Source organism: Mycobacterium syngnathidarum (assembly GCF_001942625.1).
Lineage (GTDB): Bacteria > Actinomycetota > Actinomycetes > Mycobacteriales > Mycobacteriaceae > Mycobacterium > Mycobacterium syngnathidarum.
Window position 1 is genome coordinate 25,537 of the sequence record NZ_MLCL01000062.1, and the last position, 15,563, is coordinate 41,099.

A 15,563-nucleotide genomic window follows, 5' to 3' on the forward strand; every position below is an offset into this window, starting at 1 on the left:
TGTCGATCGGTGGAACACCTCCGACATTGCTCATCGGGCGCTGCCAGGTCGACGCCAAACACTGCCAAGCACTGCCACGCCCAGGTCAGCGCGGTGCAGATGTCAGTCGTCGGCAGTGACGAGGGTGCCGCGCAGATCCGCGGCGATCACCCGCGCCGCGGCGTTCTGCCAGTTGTGCAGTGAGCGCTGCGGCACCTCCGTGACGAGCCACTGCCAGGCCTGCCGGGCGACCGGGTCGAGCCCGGCGGCAGTCGCATTCTGCGCGTAGGCGCGGACCCCGACGACGTAGGGAAAGTACAGCGAGTTGTAGTGGCGCCATTGTTCGGTGGTGCCGAAGTCGCCGCCGTCGCGGGGCTTGAGTGCGGCGATCCGGTCGGCCAGCAGAGCTTTGAGTTCGTTCGCGCGTTCCAGCGGCTGATCGGGCGCCCCGCGCTGAGCCAGCCGGGCATCGATGGCGGGCAGCGCGGTCAGCGGGCTGGCCACCAATTTGGACAGATCCCCGTAATGGCCGAGGGCGCGACGCGTGAGCCGGGCGAACGCGTCGTCGTCGATGCCGCCCAGCGGGTGGTCCGATCGCAGCGGCAGGGCAGCCTCGGTCTGGCGGAGCGCCTCACGGTCGGCGCGCAGGTCCGGGGACCTGGAGAAGGCCAGCCGGTCGAAGACGCCGGCCAGCGGATCGGCCAGCACCTCCACCGCGACCGCGACCGCCAGGCTGGTGAACAGCAGGATCGTCATGACGGTGTGGCCGGTCCCGGCGTCGAGCACGGCCATGCCGATCAGCGCCTGCGCGGCGAAGGGAACCGCGATCACCAGCGTGCCGATGATCGAGCGGCGCATGTCCGCGCGCAACGCCTGGCCCTCGTCGAAGGCATCCCAGATCGCGACCGCCACACCGAGCAGTGCCACATCGAATCCGGTGGACGCCAAAGCCAACCAGCTGGGCACCAGCCCGAGCGGGATCACCAGGATCGCGTTGCCCAGCGCGAAGAACAGCGTGGCGACGATGATGAAGCCGACGACGGACCCGGGTTTCGCGCCGCCGAGGACGGCCTTGATCATCGCCCCCAGCGAGGACAGCGAGATCACCGCGAACATCACCCAATGACCGGTCCGCAGTGGGCCGTCGACACTGCCCGCGAGCCCCGCACCGGCCAAGGCCAGCGCGGCGACGGCGAAGATCGCGGCGATCTCCCCGGCTCGTGACCGGAAGGTGTCGGCCGGGCGGGCAAGCTCGACCATGACCGCGAACCAGGCGATACCCGGCACCGCCACCAGATAGATCTCGATGCGGCTGAGCAGCTCCGAGCCGGTGACGAGCCGGACCGCGTCGAGTGCCACGACGACCGCGAAACTGGTCAGCCCGACCGCCGCGAGGACGAGGACGGGCTTACGCGGGTCGCGGGCGAGCAGGTAGAGACCCAGCCACCAGCTGAGGGTGAAGACCACTGCCGACAGCGCAGCCATGGGTTCAGTTTGGCACTACTTGCCGAAGCGGCGATGTCTGGCCGTGTAATCGCGCAGTGCGCGCAGGAAGTCGACGCGCCGGAAGGCCGGCCAGTACGCCTCGGTGAACCACATCTCCGAATATGCGCTCTGCCACAACAGGAATCCCGACAGCCGCTGCTCACCCGACGTGCGGATGACGAGGTCCGGGTCGGGTTGCCCTGAGGTGTAGAGGTTCTCCGAGATCCCGTCGACGGTGACCGCTTCGACGAGTTGCTCGGCGGTGGCACCGTTGGCCAGTTCCTTCGACAACAGCGAGCGCACGGCATCGACGATTTCCTGGCGGCCGCCGTAGGCGACGGCCACGTTGACGTGGAACGAACCGGGCGGATTCGATGCTGTGCTCTCTACGGCCTCGCGCAGCCGCCGGGCCGGCTCCTCCCCCAACAACTCCAGGTCACCGACGGTACGCACGGTCCAGGTGTTGGTCGGGGCGCAGATCTCCTCGACCACGTCGGTGATGATCTCGAGCAGGGCCGACAGCTCGTCGGGATCGCGTTGCAAGTTCTCGGTAGAGAGCAGGTAGACCGTCGTCATCTCGATGCCGGCCGCCTGGCACCAGCGCAGCATCTCGGCGATCTTGGCCGCGCCCATGCGATAGCCGATGCTGACATCGTCGTAACCTGCGTCACGCGCCCAGCGGCGGTTGCCGTCGCACAACACCGCGATATGGCGGGGTAGCTCGGATTTGGACTGCGCCAGCTCGTGACGCAACCGCATCTCGTAGAGCCGATAGGCCGGTTCCTTGAGCCGCGGGGGAATGATGTCCACGAGAGTCCAGACTACTGTGAGCGTCGGGGTACACCACGGTTCTCAATGGAGGTGACATGACTGCGCCGACCGGTAGCACCAAGCCCTATCGTTCAGCGGCCGCGCTCGGCCGGCCCGCGGAGGACTTGCCAGAAGCTGTCGCCGACGGCGTTGCCCAGTTCCTCGGTAGGCCGCGGGCCCGAGGCTGGATCCATGTGTACTCGGCCGTCGTCGCGTTCATCGCCGGGGCGGCCCTGGTTTCGGTGTCGTGGTCGCTGGAGTCCACCCGGGCCGGGCTGGCCACGCTGCTCTACACGTTCACGATCGTGGCGATGTTCGCCGTGAGCGGTACGTATCACCGGGTGACGTGGAAGTCGCCGAACGCCCGCAAGTGGATGAAGCGCCTCGATCACTCGATGATCTTCATCTTCATCGCCGGCAGTTACACCCCGTTCGCACTGCTGGCCCTGCCCGAATCCAAAGGCATGGTGCTGTTCTGGATCGTCTGGGGCGGGGCGATCGCGGGCGTGCTGCTCAAGATGTTCTGGCCGTCGGCACCACGCTGGCTGGGCGTGCCGCTCTACATCCTGCTGGGCTGGGTGGCGGCATGGTTCATCGGGCCGATCATGCACGGGGCCGGGGTGGCCGCGGTGGTGCTGCTGATCGTCGGCGGCGCGCTCTACAGCATCGGCGGTGTGCTGTACGCGCTCAAATGGCCCAACCCGTGGCCGACCACATTCGGACATCACGAGTTCTTCCACGCTTGCACGGCGGTCGCGGCGATCTGCCACTACATCGCCATGTGGTTCGCGGTGTTCTGACGCCAAAGGCCCCACATCGCCGAAGCGATGCGGGGCCCAGCGAGCACCTGCTACAGCTGTGTGATGTCGGCCGCGGTCCAGTAGGCCTTCATCGAGGTGATCTTGCCTTCGGCGTCGAAGGTCATGATCTCTATCGGCTCGATGCGCATCGCCCCACCCACGACGATGGCGAACAGGAACGCCGCCTCGTGGCCACCGGGGCGGAACTTGAGCAGCTCGGTTGTGATCTCGGCGCCCGCGGCGGTCAGGTTTTTGTAGAAGCCCTCGATCGCCTGGCGTCCGATGTGCACTTCGCCGCTGCCCACCGGATCCTCCAGCGTCGCGTCATCGGCGTACAGCGCTGCGACTTCGGCGGCCGAACCCCCCGCCACGGTGTCGAGGTAGCGCTTGACGAAGGACTCCAGGGCTGCGGCATCGTGGCTCATGGCCGCGAGGCTACACGGCCCCACTTCCGCCGTCCGACGGTTGACCGCCCAGCGAGACAGCGAGGTCCTCGACCGCGGTGACAGGCAGATCGCAGACCGTGCCGCGGCACACATACGCGGCGTCCGAGCCGTCCACCCGATCGCGTCCTCGAAGCAACGGCGGCGAGTCTGCGGTCCCTGGGGCATCGCCGATCACCAGCGCCCCACCGGGCGCCAGCTCGCGCGCGGCCGCCAGCAGCTGCGACGACGGGTGTCCGGCCACCGCAACTTGGATGGGCCCGCGCACCTGAGCTTCGGCCACCGCCAGCCAATGCCCGCCCGAGCGGGCCGCACGGGCCAGGATCGGGGTGGCCGACGACAAAGTTGCCTGCGCCGCATCCACATACCGCTGAGAGCCCGTCAGATATCCGGCGGCCTGCAGGGCCTCGGCGATCAATGAGGCACCCGAGGGCGTCGCGCCGTCGATCGGATCGGCCGGACGCACCATGAGCTGCTCGGCATCGTCAGCGGTGTCGAACCAGCGGCCCGGCTGATCGGGATCGGCAAAATGTTCGAGCGCGACGTCCAACAAGCCAACCGCCTCGTCCAGCCCGAACCCGGTGAGCTGGTAGAGCGTCAGCAACCCGGTGGCCAGCGCCGCATGATCCTCCAGGATCGCCGCGCTCTCCCCCACCCGGCCACCGAGACTGGCTCGCCGCAAGCGGCCGTCCACCATGTGCAGATCGAGCAGCCGGCGCGCGCAATCGGCTGCCGCGGAATGCAATTCGGGGCGATCGAGCGCCACCGAAGCCTCGGCGAGCGCGGTCACGGCCAGCCCGTTCCATGCGGTCACCACCTTGTCGTCGCGGGCCGGTTGGGGACGCGAGGCGCGGGCCGCCATCAGCGCAGCCCGCACCGACTCGAAGCGGGCACCGTCGTCGGGATCGCGGTGCAATCGCAGCACCGACGCACCGTGCTCGAACGTCCCGCCGGCGGTCACCCCGAAAAGCGAAGCCGCCCAAGCCCCGTCGTCGTCACCCAGAACGGAGCGCAGTTCAGCCGGGGTCCACACGTACGTCAGGCCTTCGTGGCCGGCGGCGTCGGCGTCCAGCGACGAGGTGAACATCCCGCCGGCGCCCAGGTCGGACACGATGAACGCCGCCGTTTCGCCGGCCACCCTGCGGGCCAACGGATCCCCGGTACGACGCGCCAGGTGCGCGTAGGCCCTGAGCAACAATGCGTTGTCGTAGAGCATCTTCTCGAAATGCGGCACCACCCAGTGCGGATCCACACTGTAGCGGGCGAATCCACCGGCCAGCTGGTCGTAAATGCCGCCCCGGGCCATCGCCGCACACGTGCGCTGTACGGCCGTCAACGCCGGCACCGACCCGGTGCGTTCGTGGTGACGCAACAGCCCTTCCAACAACGCCGAGGGCGGGAACTTGGGCGCACCGCCAAAACCGCCGTACGTCTCGTCCTCGTCGTGCAGTACGGCGGCCACGGCGTGGTCGCACAGTTCGGGCCCCACCGGCGCCCCGCCGCCGGGCAGTCCGGCCGACATCGACCGCAGTTCGGTGGCGATCTGATCCGAGGCCCGCTCAACGTCGTCGCGCCGGTCCCGCCAGGTTTCGGCTACCGCGTCGAGCAGTTGCAGGAAACCCAGCTTCGGGTAGTACGTCCCGCAGAAGAACGGCCGGCCGTCGGGAGTCAGGAAACAGGTCATGGGCCAGCCGCCCTGCCCGGTCAACGCCACGGTGGCGTTCATGTACACCGCGTCCAGGTCCGGACGTTCCTCGCGATCGACCTTGATGCAGACGAATCCGTCGTTGAGCACGGCTGCGACGTCGGCGTCCTCGAACGACTCGTGCGCCATCACGTGGCACCAGTGACACGCTGCGTAGCCGATGGACAGCAGGATGGGGACGTCCCGCGATGCGGCCTCTGCGAGCGCTTCGGGCGTCCATTCTCGCCAGTGCACCGGATTGTCGGCGTGCTGGCGGAGATACGGGCTGGTGGACCCGCCGAGCGTGTTACCCGCCACCCGGCTCACGAGACTGACCCTGGTGGTCATCGGGAGTGCTGTTCACCGCGTCACCGTCGGCGGTGCCCTCGTCGGCCGCCTGATCGGGCTCGGGGTGCTCCCGGTCGAAGGACTCGGGCAACTTGCGCAGGTGCCGGTTCATCGACCAGACCAGCGCGAAGGTTCCGACCAGCAGCGCCACCGTGACGAGCAAACCCAGTGGCGTCGCCTTACCGAACTCCGGCCCGGTGTTGCGTGGCTCGTCGGCGAGCAGTGTGACCACTGCGGTCAAAGTGTCGATCATTTCTCTATCCCGGTGAACAGGTCGTCTTCCGGCAGATTCACCGGCACGCGCGACCGCGCCAACTCGAACTCCTCAGTCGGCCACAACCGCTGCTGCCACTCGATCGGCGCATGGAAGAAATCGCCCTTCGGATCGATCTGGGTCGCATGTGCGCGCAGCGCATCGTCGCGCTGACTGAAGTACTCCGAGCATTCAACACGGGTGGTGACCCGCTTGGCGAACAAGTCGTGATCGGGGTCCCAGTGCTCCAGCCATTTGCCGAAGGGGCCCTGCTGGCCGTTCTTGGCGAATTCGTCCTGCAGCAGCTGCATCCGCTGGCGCAGGAAACCGTGGTTGTAGTACAGCTTCGATACTGCCCACGGCGTTCCCGCCTCTGGGTACAACCGGTAGTCGGCGGCCGCCTCGTAGGCCGCCACCGACACCTCGTGGCAGCGGATGTGGTCGGGGTGCGGGTAGCCGCCGTTCTCGTCGTAAGTGGTCAGCACGTGCGGCTGGAATTCCCGGATGACCCGGACCAGCCGGCTGACCGGCTCGGCGAGCGGCACCAGCGCGAAACAGCCGTCGGGCAGCGGGGGCAGCGGATCGCCTTCGGGCAGCCCCGAGTCGACGAATCCCAGCCAGTGATGCTCCACGCCCAGGATCTCGGCAGCCTTGGCCATCTCGTCGCGGCGCACCTCACTGATCCGGCCGTGGACCTCCGGGAGGTCCATCGCCGGATTGAGAATGTCGCCGCGCTCGCCACCGGTGAGCGTCACGACCATGACGCGGACACCTTCAGCTGCATAGCGCGCAGTGGTGGCCGCACCCTTGCTGGACTCGTCGTCCGGGTGGGCGTGCACCGCCATCAACCGCAGTTCACTCATTTCGCTTTCATCTAACTACGGCGTCCTCTTACCTAATCCCTATACCCAACCCAACAGCTCCCTGCCTGGGCTGCGGTGACATATCTGTCTGGCCCTATAGTTCCAGTTCTGATGATCGAACGCCCCTCCGCCCGCTACGGATCCCGCCAAATGTCCCGCCGCACCCGGCGGTGGATCACGTTTTCGCTGGTCGGCCTGGTGGTGGCGGCGGGGGTGGCCCTCGCGGTCGTGGCCTTCCAGCGGTTGGGCACCGGCGAGGTGAAAGGCGAACTGTCGGCATATGAGCTGATCGACAGTCAGACCGTGTCGGTGACGATCGGGGTGACTCGCCCCGATCCGTCGAAGCCCGTGGTGTGCATCGTTCGGGCCCGCTCGATCGACGGCAGCGAAACCGGCCGACGAGAAATCCTGGTCGCCCCGTCCGATCAGAACGTGGTGCAGGTGACTGCCGAGGTGAAATCCAGCCGACCCCCCGTGATCGGTGATGTCTACGGCTGTGGGACCGATGTTCCGTCGTACCTGGTAGCACCCTGATTCTGAAGCCCGCAACCGGTATCGGCCAGCGATTAAATGAAGATTCGTCGTCCGCTCGGTGGTACGATTGTGCGATACACGGTTCCGCGCTGGGGCCGTGTATTGCTGCATTAGCACGCGGTTAGATGCTGACGCTCGCGGCAATACACGCGCCGTCCCCGGCGGACCAACGGACTTCGTACGCGAGGAAGGCGCAACAGAGCGCCGCAAGCTAGACAGACAGGAGCGCGAGAACATGACCGACACACAGGTCACCTGGCTCACTCAGGAAGCATTCGACCGGTTGAAGGCGGAGCTGGATCAGCTGATCGCCAACCGGCCGGTGATCGCCGCCGAGATCAACGATCGCCGCGAAGAGGGCGATCTGCGCGAGAACGGTGGCTATCACGCCGCCCGCGAGGAGCAGGGCCAGCAGGAAGCCCGTATCCGCCAGCTGCAGGAACTGCTCAACAATGCCAAGGTCGGTGAGGCACCCAAGCAGTCCGGTGTCGCGCTGCCCGGCTCGGTCGTCAAGGTGTACTACGACGACGACAAGAAGGACACCGAGACGTTCCTGATCGCCACCCGCCAGGAGGGCATCAGCGACGGCAAGCTCGAGGTGTACTCCCCCAACTCACCGCTGGGCAGCGCCCTCATCGACGCCAAGGTCGGCGAGTCCCGCACCTACACCGTGCCCAACGGAAACACCGTGAAGGTCACGCTGGTCAGCGCCGAGCCGTACCACGCCTGACGCGCCGACCAGGGGCAAAGCACTACAGTCGGGGAAATGGCGCAAATCGCCGAAGACCTGTTCTTGCTGTTGCTGGACAACGCGGCGGCACAGCCCGGGCTCGACCGTCATCGCAGGGAGAAGGTACTCAGCGCCGCGGTATTGCTGGATTTGGCTTACGCCTGCCGGATCCGCCCCGCCATGGCGGGCGAACCGATCGAGGCCGGTCGGCTGATCGCGCTGGCCGGCGATTGGCCCGCCGATCCGGTCGGCGACCCCGCATTCGAGCTACTGCAACGCCGCCCGCTTCGGGCCGGCACCGCAGTGGCCAAGCTGGGCAAGCACGTGCAACCCACCTTGGAAACCCACCTCGAACGCCTCGGAGAGATCCGCCGAGTCCGTATGCCCGGCAAAGGCTTTCCAGGCAAGACGGTCTACTGCTGGCCGCTGACCAGCCGCGACCGGGTCAGTCAAACGCGGTCGGCCCTGCTGGCCACGTTGTTCGACGGCCACAATCCCGCGCCGGCCGTCGCCGCGATCATCTGCCTGCTGCACGCGGTCGACGGCCTGGGCGCGGTCCTGAGCCTCAATGACCGCGGCTGGCGCTGGGTGCATGCCCGGTCCACCGAAATCGCCACAGGCATCTGGGTGGACGAGTCCGCATCGGCACTGCCGGATATGAATCTGGCCGTGACGACGTCGGCACTGCGCCCAGCCCTCATGGGCTAGCTTCCCCGGCGTTATTTGCCCAGGGCCTGCTCCAGGTCGGCCAGCAGATCGGCAGCGTGCTCGATCCCCACCGACAGGCGCACCAGGTTGTCGGGCACCTCCAACTGCGAACCCGCGGTCGACGCATGCGTCATGGCCCCCGGATACTCGATCAACGACTCCACCCCACCGAGCGACTCGGCGAGAATGAAAACCTCGGTGCGCGAGCACAATTCACGGGCCGCGCGGGGGCCACCGCGCAGCCGCAGGCTCACCATGCCGCCGAAGCCGGACATTTGGCGAGCAGCGACATCGTGGTTGGGGTGGCCGGCCAGACCGGGATACAGCACCGTCTCCACCGCGGGGTGCCCGTCGAGGAATTCGGCGATCAGCGCGGCGTTCTCGCTGTGCTGACGCATCCGCAGCACCAGGGTCTTGAGACCACGCATCGTCAGATACGCGTCGAACGGACCCGGCACCGCGCCGGCGCCGTTCTGCAGAAATGCGAATGCCGCGTCGAGTTCCTCGTCGTTGGTCAGCAGTGCACCGCCTACCACATCCGAGTGCCCGCCGATGTACTTGGTGGTCGAATGCAACACGATGTCGGCGCCCAGCAGCAGCGGCTGCTGCAGCGCCGGGGACGCAAACGTGTTGTCCACCAACACCTTGACGCCCGATGACGACGCGATCTGCACGATCGCGGCGATGTCCGCCACGCTCAACAGCGGGTTGGTCGGAGTCTCCACCCAGATCATCCGAGTGCGCGGGGTCAGCGCCGACCGCACCGCGTCCAGGTCGCTCAGCGGAACCGGGGTGTGGGTGATGTTCCACTGCGAGAACACCTTGTCGATCAGCCGGAAGGTGCCGCCGTAGGCATCATCGGGGATCACCACATGATCGCCGGGCCGCAACACAGCGCGCAGGGCACAGTCGGTCGCGGCCATGCCCGACGCGAAAGCCCGCCCGTAGGTGGCTTCCTCGACGGCGGCCAGCGCCGCTTCCAGGGCCTGCCGGGTCGGGTTGCCGGTGCGGGCGTACTCGAACCCGCCGCGCAGCCCGCCGACGCCGTCCTGGGCGAAGGTCGAACTGGCGTAGATCGGGGTGTTGACGGCTCCGGTGCCCGGATCGGGCCGGTAACCGGCGTGGATGGCTTTTGTGGCCAGACCGTGCCACCTGCGCTGTTCACTCATAACGGGTCGAGCCTATCGGTGCGGGCCCGCGTACGGGTTGAGACCGCCCTGCGGGCCCGGATACCCGGGGTGGACGGGCGGTGCGGGCGCGACGGCGGGCACGGGAACACAGACCGTGGTCATCAACTTGTCGGCGATCGTTTGACGCTTTCCGTCCCACAGCGGCATCAGATATCCGATGTAGAAGAAGCCGTCGACGACATGTGCGAACTGGCGTACCAGCGACAGGCCGAAACCGATTGGCCGCCCGGTCTTCTCGCTGATCACCTTGAATTTCATGACCTGCTTGCCGATGCTCTGCCCGGTCGTGCCCTGGCGGTATCCCCAGTTCCACACCGCGAAGGCAAGCGTCACCCCGAAGAGCGCCAAAAACGCCAGCATCACCACCACGACTGCGGCACCGGACGGCTCACCGGTGGTTGAACTTCCCGAGGTGGCAGCAATCATGATGCCCGCGATGATGCCGTAGCCGACGAAGAAGATCACCAACATCGGAATCTGATCGATCACCGAGGCCAGCACCCGGTTCACCCATGGGGTGTAGGCGTGCGGGTTCGGCGGTGGAGGGCCGTAGTTCCACTGCGGAGACGGCCCCGCGGCCGGGTAGGGCGACGGACCGGCCGCCGGGTAACCGTTGGGCCCGGGGCCGTACGGACTGCCCTGCCCGACAGTGGGATAAGGGCTGGGGTACGGATTCATCCCGGGAGCGGCGGGACCGGCGATGTATCCGGGGCCGGGCGGCGGCTGAAATGTCATTCGCAAATGATGGCACGGACCACAACGCCCGCGGCGCAGGCATTTCTGCCTGACGCCGCGGGCGTTGAGTTCGGTTCTGCTACTGCGACAGCGGTGCCACCGGGGCGCCGCTGAGCCGACGCCACGCGTAGACCGTGATCAGCGAGAGCAGCGGGTAGGCCACCAGCAGGCCGACGCCACACAACAGGGCGCCCACGAACGCCAGGGCGACGGTGACCAGCCAGGTCAGCGCGACCGGGCCGAAGTTGCCCTTGGACAGTTCGAAGCTGGTCTTGACGCCGTCGATGCCCGACAGGTTGCGGTCGAGCACGGCCACCGTGGTGAACATCAACATGATCGCCGCGATGATGCCCGGGATGATGCACAGGAGCACCCCGATACCGATGATGATCGACGACACCACCGACGCGATGATGACGTTGCCGACCAGGCGGGGGCGGAAGAACGATCCGATGGTCACCGGGGCACCGTTGGCGATGTCGAGCATGCCGCCGATGTAGGCCGACTGGATCACCGCACTGATCACCACGCCCACGAGGGCGACCAACAACGAGACGAGGATGCCGCCAGCGCCCATCGAGAAGCTGATGCTGTCGGGATCCGAGCTGTCCACCTCGGTGAACGGTGCCTGGATCATCTGGAAGATGAACTGCAGCACAACGTAGATGAGCCCATACGCCAGCGTTGGCACGAGCAGCTCGACCGGGTGCTTGGTGAACTTGTTCCAGGCCCAGGAGAAGGCGTCGCCGACGCTGTACGGCGCAGCGCCGAAGCCCTGGCCACCAGCGGGCGGGTAGCCGGGGGCCGGGTATCCGGGCGGCGGATACCCTCCCGGGGGCGGGTAGCCACCGGGCGGCGGGTAGCCACCGGCGTCACCCGGAGGGGGCGGCGGCGGGTAACCACCGCCCTGTGGCGGGGGCGGCGGCGGATAACCACCCTGCTGCGGCGGGGGCGGAGGAGGAAAGCCGCCCTGCTGCGGCGGGGGCGGATACCCACCGGGCGGAGGTGGCGGAGGATAGCCGCCACCACCGGGCGGGGGCGGCGGGTAGCCACCCTCTGGCGGCGGCGGGTAATTCCCGGGGGGCGGTTGATCAGTCACGTCGAAAGCTCTCCTCATCTGCCGATAGCGCTCCGCGAACGCTACTTTCTGCCAGCACCTAGATGTACAGACTGCTCCACAGGCAGATTACGCACCGTCAACCCGGTTTGACAGGCCAACACGAGCGCATTCGCTGTGGACAGAAGGACGTTCGTCGCCGTGGCTTTGGTGGTGACGGAGTTTGCCAGCCCTAGGCCAGCCCACCCTAGCCGAGAAGTTGCCAGAGGCAAGGTATTCCACGCGTGGCGATGCCCCCGACGTGTCTAGTGCCTGCCGCCGTCGGACAGGAAACCCAGCAGGTCGTGGCGAGTGAGCACACCGACGGGCTTGCCCTCCTCGACGACCATGACCGCGTCGCACTCGCGCAACGACTTGGCTGCCGTGGAGACCAACTCACCCGCGCCGATCAGCGGTAACGGCGGGCTCATGTGCTCGGCGACGGCGTCGGCCAGCTTTGCCCGGCCCTCGAAAACCGCGGACAGCAACTCTCGCTCGGACACGCTGCCTGCGACCTCGCCCGCCATCACGGGAGGCTCGGCGCCGACCACCGGCATCTGGGAGACACCGTATTCGCGGAGGATGCCGATCGCGTCGCGCACTGTCTCCGACGGGTGGGTGTGTACCAGGTCGGGCAACGCGCCGGACTTGCCGCGCATCACGTCGCCCACTGTCGACTGCTCGATCGACCCGTCGAGCCGGTTGCGCAGGAACCCGTAGGAGGACATCCACGCGTCGTTGAAAATCTTTGAGAGATAACCGCGTCCGCCGTCGGGCAGCAACACCACGACCACCGAGTCCGGTCCGGCCTGGCGGGCCACCTCCAGCGCGGCCACCACCGCCATGCCGCAGGATCCGCCGACCAGCAGCGCTTCCTCTCGAGCCAACCGGCGGGTCATGTCGAAGGAATCGGCGTCGGAGACAGCGATGATCTCGTCGGGCACCGCGGGGTCGTAGGCGGAGGGCCAGAAGTCCTCGCCGACGCCTTCCACCAGGTAGGGGCGGCCGGTCCCGCCGGAGTACACCGAGCCTTCCGGATCGGCGCCGACAATCTTCACCTTCCCGTCCGACGCCTCTTTGAGGTAACGGCCGGTCCCGGTGATCGTGCCGCCGGTGCCCACGCCGGCGACGAAGTGCGTCACCGTGCCGTCGGTGTCGGCCCAGATCTCCGGCCCCGTCGTCTCGTAGTGGCTCTCCGGCCCCATCGGGTTCGAGTACTGGTCCGGCTTCCAGGCACCCTCGATCTCCTCGACGAGGCGGTTGGAGACGCTGTAGTAGCTGTCCGGGTGGTCCGGCGGTACCGCCGTCGGGCACACCACGACCTCGGCGCCGTAGGCGCGCAACACATTCTGCTTGTCCTCGCTGACCTTGTCCGGGCAGACGAAGATGCACTTGTAGCCGCGGGTCTGGGCCACCAGAGCCAGGCCGACACCGGTGTTGCCCGACGTCGGTTCGACGATGGTGCCGCCGGGCTTGAGCTCACCGCTGGCCTCCGCGGCATCGATCATCTTGGCCGCGATGCGGTCTTTGGAGCTGCCACCGGGGTTCAGGTACTCGATCTTGGCCAGGACCTTGCCCGAGCCTTCGGGGACAACCGAGTTCAGCTGAACCAGCGGGGTGTTGCCGATGAGCTCACTGATGTGCCTGGCGATGCGCATACGTCAATGGTCTCAGGCCCGCGAAATGCTCACCAGGTGGCCTCTCGAATGTATTCGCCGATCTGACGCAAGGAGCGTTTCGCTTCCGACACCAGAGGTGACGCGAGCTGGAAGACATGCATCTGACCGGGCCAGATCCGCAGCTCGACGGGAACACCTGCGGCGGCCAGCATGTGCGCGGCTTTCCGTGCATCGCTGAGCAGGACCTCCGAGCCGGATGCGTGAATCAGCGTGCGCGGCAGACCGGGCTCGACGTGATCGAGTGGCTCGTAGACATCCTCACCCTTGCGTTTTGCCGCGGCCTCGATGAGCTCGACGAGGGCATCGAAGGCCTTTGCCGGGAACATCGCATCGGTATGCATGTTCGGGTGATTGGCCCGCGACTCGTTGTCGATCTCGAACAGCGGCGACATCGTCACCAGGGCTGCGGGCATCTCGCCTTCGTCGACCAGACGCTCGGCCAACGCCAGAGACAGGTATCCGCCCGCCGAGTCGCCGGCCAACACGATCTGGTCCGGCTGGTAGCCGGTCAGCCGCAGCCAGCGGTAGGCGTCGTAGCAGTCGTCCATCGCGGTGCCCACCGAGTGCTTGGGGACCATCCGGTAATCGACCACCAGCACCGGGCTGTCGGCATATCCCGACAGCGCCGTGACGATCCCGGAGTGCGTGTTGGCACCGCAGGCCAAGAATGCTCCGCCGTGCAGGTAGAGGATGACGCTGCGTTTCCCGTCGGCCGGCAGCACGCCGTCGGCCCGAACCAGCTGTGCCGTGCAGTTCGGGAGCGCGATGGTGGCCTTGATGGTTCCGGGCACCGGCCGGATCAGCCGGGCGGCGAAATTGACCAACCCGAATGGCCACGGCAGATGCGGCACATGGCTACCAATTGCCAAGGTCGGCTTGATTGTCAGCGTTGCCGCCAGCGAAGCCAATCGCCCTGCCAGGCTCGGCCCGTCCTCGACCACCTCGACGGGGGCGCCGTCACTGACCGGAAACCTGCGCCCGCGGTGGGCCCTAGCTGGGCTTATGCCAGCATGATGCGACCTGGATACCTTGCTCGGTGCAGTCATCGTCACCACTTCCTACGTCTTTGTAGTGCTAGGTGCGCTTCGTCACTCAGACAACCCGGGTAACTTAGCTTGACATCCGTAAACAGTTCAACAGTCAAATAAACTGAATTGATACCGGACTTGATACAGCACTGTGATCGCCACGCTGCGCCGCCACGCGGACAACCTGTCTCATCCGCCTAAACTGATCACGTGGGTTCAAGCCGAAGTGCTCCTCACGTGCGCGTCCCGCGCCGGTCGACCATCGCCCTCGCCGCTGCGGCGACGCTGGCGTCCACTGGATCGGCTTACCTCGGAGCACGCAACCTCTTGAGCGGGCAGGCCGACAAGGCCCGTCAGGTCATTCCCAAATCCTGGGACATTCCGCCTCGCGCCGACGGCGTGTATCACCCCGGCGGCGGGCCCGTCGAGAAGTGGGAACGCGGCGTCCCGTTCGACGTGCATCTGATGATCTTCGGCGACTCCACGGCCACCGGTTACGGCTGCCATGCGGCCGACGAAGTTCCCGGGGTGCTGATCGCGCGCGGTGTGGCCGAACAGTTCGGCCAACGAGTTCGCTTGAGCACCAAGGCGATCGTCGGCGCTACCTCCAAGGGTCTGTCAGGCCAGATCGACGCGATGTTCGTCGCGGGTCCACCGCCGGATGCCGCCGTGATCATGATCGGGGCCAACGACATCACCAAACCCAACGGCATCGGCCCGTCGGCCCGCCGCGTCGGTGACGCAGTCCGTCGACTGCGCTCGGCGGGAGCCGTCGTCGTGGTCGGCACCTGCCCCGACTTCGGGGTGATCAGCGCGATCCCCCAGCCCCTGCGCGCGGTGGCCCGCAACCGCGGCCTACGGCTGGCCCGCGCCCAGGCCGCTGCGGTCCGGTCCGCCGGTGGTGTTCCCGTCCCGTTCTCCGACCTGCTCGCCCCCGACTTCTACAAGTCCCCTGACCTGCTGTTCTCTGAGGACATGTTCCATCCTTCGGCGGCCGGATACGCCCTGGCGGCCAAGCAGTTGCTGCCCGCACTGTGCAGCGCCCTCGGTGAGTGGGACGGCGATGCGGCCCTGGAATCCGGAGCCGCCGATACCGGGACATTGCTGGACCGTCTGGGCGGGGTCAGCAGGCTGTGGCGCCGCTCGACCGGGGTACCCGCACCCGTCGTGGTGCACGCGGGCTAGTTTCAACTGAGTT

Annotated in this window: 16 protein-coding genes; 5 read left to right on the forward strand and 11 right to left on the reverse strand. The window is 67.1% G+C overall.

Features of this window, described 5'->3' with window-relative positions:
* Positions 1–102 precede the first annotated feature (102 nt).
* Both BKG60_RS15690 and BKG60_RS15695 read right to left on the reverse strand, forming a co-directional pair.
* On the reverse strand, positions 103–1,464 hold the full coding sequence (locus BKG60_RS15690; RefSeq protein ID WP_070944647.1) for a hypothetical protein: 1,362 nt from the start codon (positions 1,462–1,464) through the stop codon (positions 103–105).
* 15 nt (positions 1,465–1,479) lie between these two features.
* On the reverse strand, positions 1,480–2,274 hold the full coding sequence (locus BKG60_RS15695) for a (2Z,6E)-farnesyl diphosphate synthase (protein ID WP_070944646.1): 795 nt from the start codon (positions 2,272–2,274) through the stop codon (positions 1,480–1,482).
* Positions 2,275–2,330: 56 nt separating this feature from the next.
* Between BKG60_RS15695 and trhA the strand changes: the two genes are divergently transcribed.
* Positions 2,331–3,074, forward strand: a complete 744-nt coding sequence (gene trhA / locus BKG60_RS15700; protein ID WP_070944645.1) for a PAQR family membrane homeostasis protein TrhA — start codon at positions 2,331–2,333, stop codon at positions 3,072–3,074.
* 50 nt (positions 3,075–3,124) lie between these two features.
* Here the strand turns inward: trhA and BKG60_RS15705 are convergent, their stop codons facing one another.
* The 4 genes from BKG60_RS15705 to mca are packed head-to-tail and all read right to left on the reverse strand — an operon-like array spanning position 3,125 to position 6,665.
* Complete coding sequence (locus BKG60_RS15705; RefSeq protein ID WP_070944644.1) at positions 3,125–3,499, reverse strand: nuclear transport factor 2 family protein; 375 nt, start codon at positions 3,497–3,499, stop codon at positions 3,125–3,127.
* 10 nt (positions 3,500–3,509) lie between these two features.
* Entirely contained in the window at positions 3,510–5,549 is a 2,040-nt protein-coding gene (locus BKG60_RS15710; RefSeq protein WP_070944643.1) for a thioredoxin domain-containing protein, read from the reverse strand.
* Positions 5,509–5,802 (reverse strand): hypothetical protein, encoded by a 294-nt coding sequence (locus BKG60_RS15715; RefSeq protein ID WP_070944642.1) that lies wholly within the window; start codon positions 5,800–5,802, stop codon positions 5,509–5,511. Before BKG60_RS15715 ends, BKG60_RS15710 begins: the two co-directional genes overlap by 41 nt.
* Complete coding sequence (gene mca / locus BKG60_RS15720) at positions 5,799–6,665, reverse strand: mycothiol conjugate amidase Mca (protein ID WP_070944641.1); 867 nt, start codon at positions 6,663–6,665, stop codon at positions 5,799–5,801. Before mca ends, BKG60_RS15715 begins: the two co-directional genes overlap by 4 nt.
* Positions 6,666–6,776: 111 nt before the next feature.
* Between mca and BKG60_RS15725 the strand changes: the two genes are divergently transcribed.
* The 3 genes from BKG60_RS15725 to BKG60_RS15735 all read left to right on the forward strand — a co-directional run bounded on the left by BKG60_RS15725 (position 6,777) and on the right by BKG60_RS15735 (position 8,637).
* On the forward strand, positions 6,777–7,199 hold the full coding sequence (locus tag BKG60_RS15725; RefSeq protein WP_070185460.1) for a DUF4307 domain-containing protein: 423 nt from the start codon (positions 6,777–6,779) through the stop codon (positions 7,197–7,199).
* Between the two features lie 235 nt (positions 7,200–7,434).
* The gene (gene greA, locus BKG60_RS15730) at positions 7,435–7,929 is read left to right on the forward strand and encodes a transcription elongation factor GreA (RefSeq protein WP_019346394.1); all 495 of its coding nucleotides are present in this window, start codon (positions 7,435–7,437) and stop codon (positions 7,927–7,929) included.
* A 36-nt stretch (positions 7,930–7,965) separates the two neighbouring features.
* Entirely contained in the window at positions 7,966–8,637 is a 672-nt protein-coding gene (locus BKG60_RS15735) for a GOLPH3/VPS74 family protein (RefSeq protein WP_070944640.1), read from the forward strand.
* An 11-nt stretch (positions 8,638–8,648) separates the two neighbouring features.
* Here BKG60_RS15735 and BKG60_RS15740 read toward each other — a convergent pair whose 3' ends face one another.
* The 5 genes from BKG60_RS15740 to BKG60_RS15760 all read right to left on the reverse strand — a co-directional run bounded on the left by BKG60_RS15740 (position 8,649) and on the right by BKG60_RS15760 (position 14,383).
* Entirely contained in the window at positions 8,649–9,806 is a 1,158-nt protein-coding gene (locus tag BKG60_RS15740) for a cystathionine gamma-synthase (protein ID WP_070944639.1), read from the reverse strand.
* 12 nt (positions 9,807–9,818) lie between these two features.
* The gene (locus BKG60_RS15745; protein ID WP_083339237.1) at positions 9,819–10,562 is read right to left on the reverse strand and encodes an RDD family protein; all 744 of its coding nucleotides are present in this window, start codon (positions 10,560–10,562) and stop codon (positions 9,819–9,821) included.
* A 79-nt stretch (positions 10,563–10,641) separates the two neighbouring features.
* Complete coding sequence (locus BKG60_RS15750) at positions 10,642–11,661, reverse strand: DUF2189 domain-containing protein (RefSeq protein ID WP_070944637.1); 1,020 nt, start codon at positions 11,659–11,661, stop codon at positions 10,642–10,644.
* A 263-nt stretch (positions 11,662–11,924) separates the two neighbouring features.
* Positions 11,925–13,316: a cystathionine beta-synthase gene (locus tag BKG60_RS15755; protein ID WP_070944636.1), complete on the reverse strand. Its 1,392-nt coding sequence runs from the start codon at positions 13,314–13,316 to the stop codon at positions 11,925–11,927.
* A gap of 29 nt (positions 13,317–13,345) precedes the next feature.
* Positions 13,346–14,383, reverse strand: coding sequence for an alpha/beta hydrolase (locus BKG60_RS15760; RefSeq protein ID WP_070186274.1), 1,038 nt, complete (start codon positions 14,381–14,383; stop codon positions 13,346–13,348).
* Positions 14,384–14,602: 219 nt separating this feature from the next.
* Between BKG60_RS15760 and BKG60_RS15765 the strand changes: the two genes are divergently transcribed.
* Positions 14,603–15,550 carry an SGNH/GDSL hydrolase family protein gene (locus BKG60_RS15765; protein ID WP_070186258.1) on the forward strand — a complete coding sequence of 316 codons (948 nt, stop codon included), beginning with the start codon at positions 14,603–14,605 and terminating at the stop codon, positions 15,548–15,550.
* Positions 15,551–15,563: the final 13 nt, after the last annotated feature.

Excerpts from the sequence above, each read along its gene's own strand:
- BKG60_RS15690 (WP_070944647.1), bottom strand. The coding sequence starts at position 1,464 with ATGGCTGCGCTGTCGGCAGTGGTCTTCACCCTCAGCTGGTGGCTGGGT.
- trhA (WP_070944645.1), top strand. The coding sequence starts at position 2,331 with ATGACTGCGCCGACCGGTAGCACCAAGCCCTATCGTTCAGCGGCCGCG.
- BKG60_RS15705 (WP_070944644.1), bottom strand. The coding sequence starts at position 3,499 with ATGAGCCACGATGCCGCAGCCCTGGAGTCCTTCGTCAAGCGCTACCTC.
- BKG60_RS15710 (WP_070944643.1), bottom strand. The coding sequence starts at position 5,549 with ATGACCACCAGGGTCAGTCTCGTGAGCCGGGTGGCGGGTAACACGCTC.
- BKG60_RS15715 (WP_070944642.1), bottom strand. The coding sequence starts at position 5,802 with ATGATCGACACTTTGACCGCAGTGGTCACACTGCTCGCCGACGAGCCA.
- mca (WP_070944641.1), bottom strand. The coding sequence starts at position 6,665 with ATGAGTGAACTGCGGTTGATGGCGGTGCACGCCCACCCGGACGACGAG.
- BKG60_RS15725 (WP_070185460.1), top strand. The coding sequence starts at position 6,777 with ATGATCGAACGCCCCTCCGCCCGCTACGGATCCCGCCAAATGTCCCGC.
- greA (WP_019346394.1), top strand. The coding sequence starts at position 7,435 with ATGACCGACACACAGGTCACCTGGCTCACTCAGGAAGCATTCGACCGG.
- BKG60_RS15735 (WP_070944640.1), top strand. The coding sequence starts at position 7,966 with ATGGCGCAAATCGCCGAAGACCTGTTCTTGCTGTTGCTGGACAACGCG.
- BKG60_RS15740 (WP_070944639.1), bottom strand. The coding sequence starts at position 9,806 with ATGAGTGAACAGCGCAGGTGGCACGGTCTGGCCACAAAAGCCATCCAC.
- BKG60_RS15745 (WP_083339237.1), bottom strand. The coding sequence starts at position 10,562 with ATGACATTTCAGCCGCCGCCCGGCCCCGGATACATCGCCGGTCCCGCC.
- BKG60_RS15755 (WP_070944636.1), bottom strand. The coding sequence starts at position 13,316 with ATGCGCATCGCCAGGCACATCAGTGAGCTCATCGGCAACACCCCGCTG.
- BKG60_RS15760 (WP_070186274.1), bottom strand. The coding sequence starts at position 14,383 with ATGACTGCACCGAGCAAGGTATCCAGGTCGCATCATGCTGGCATAAGC.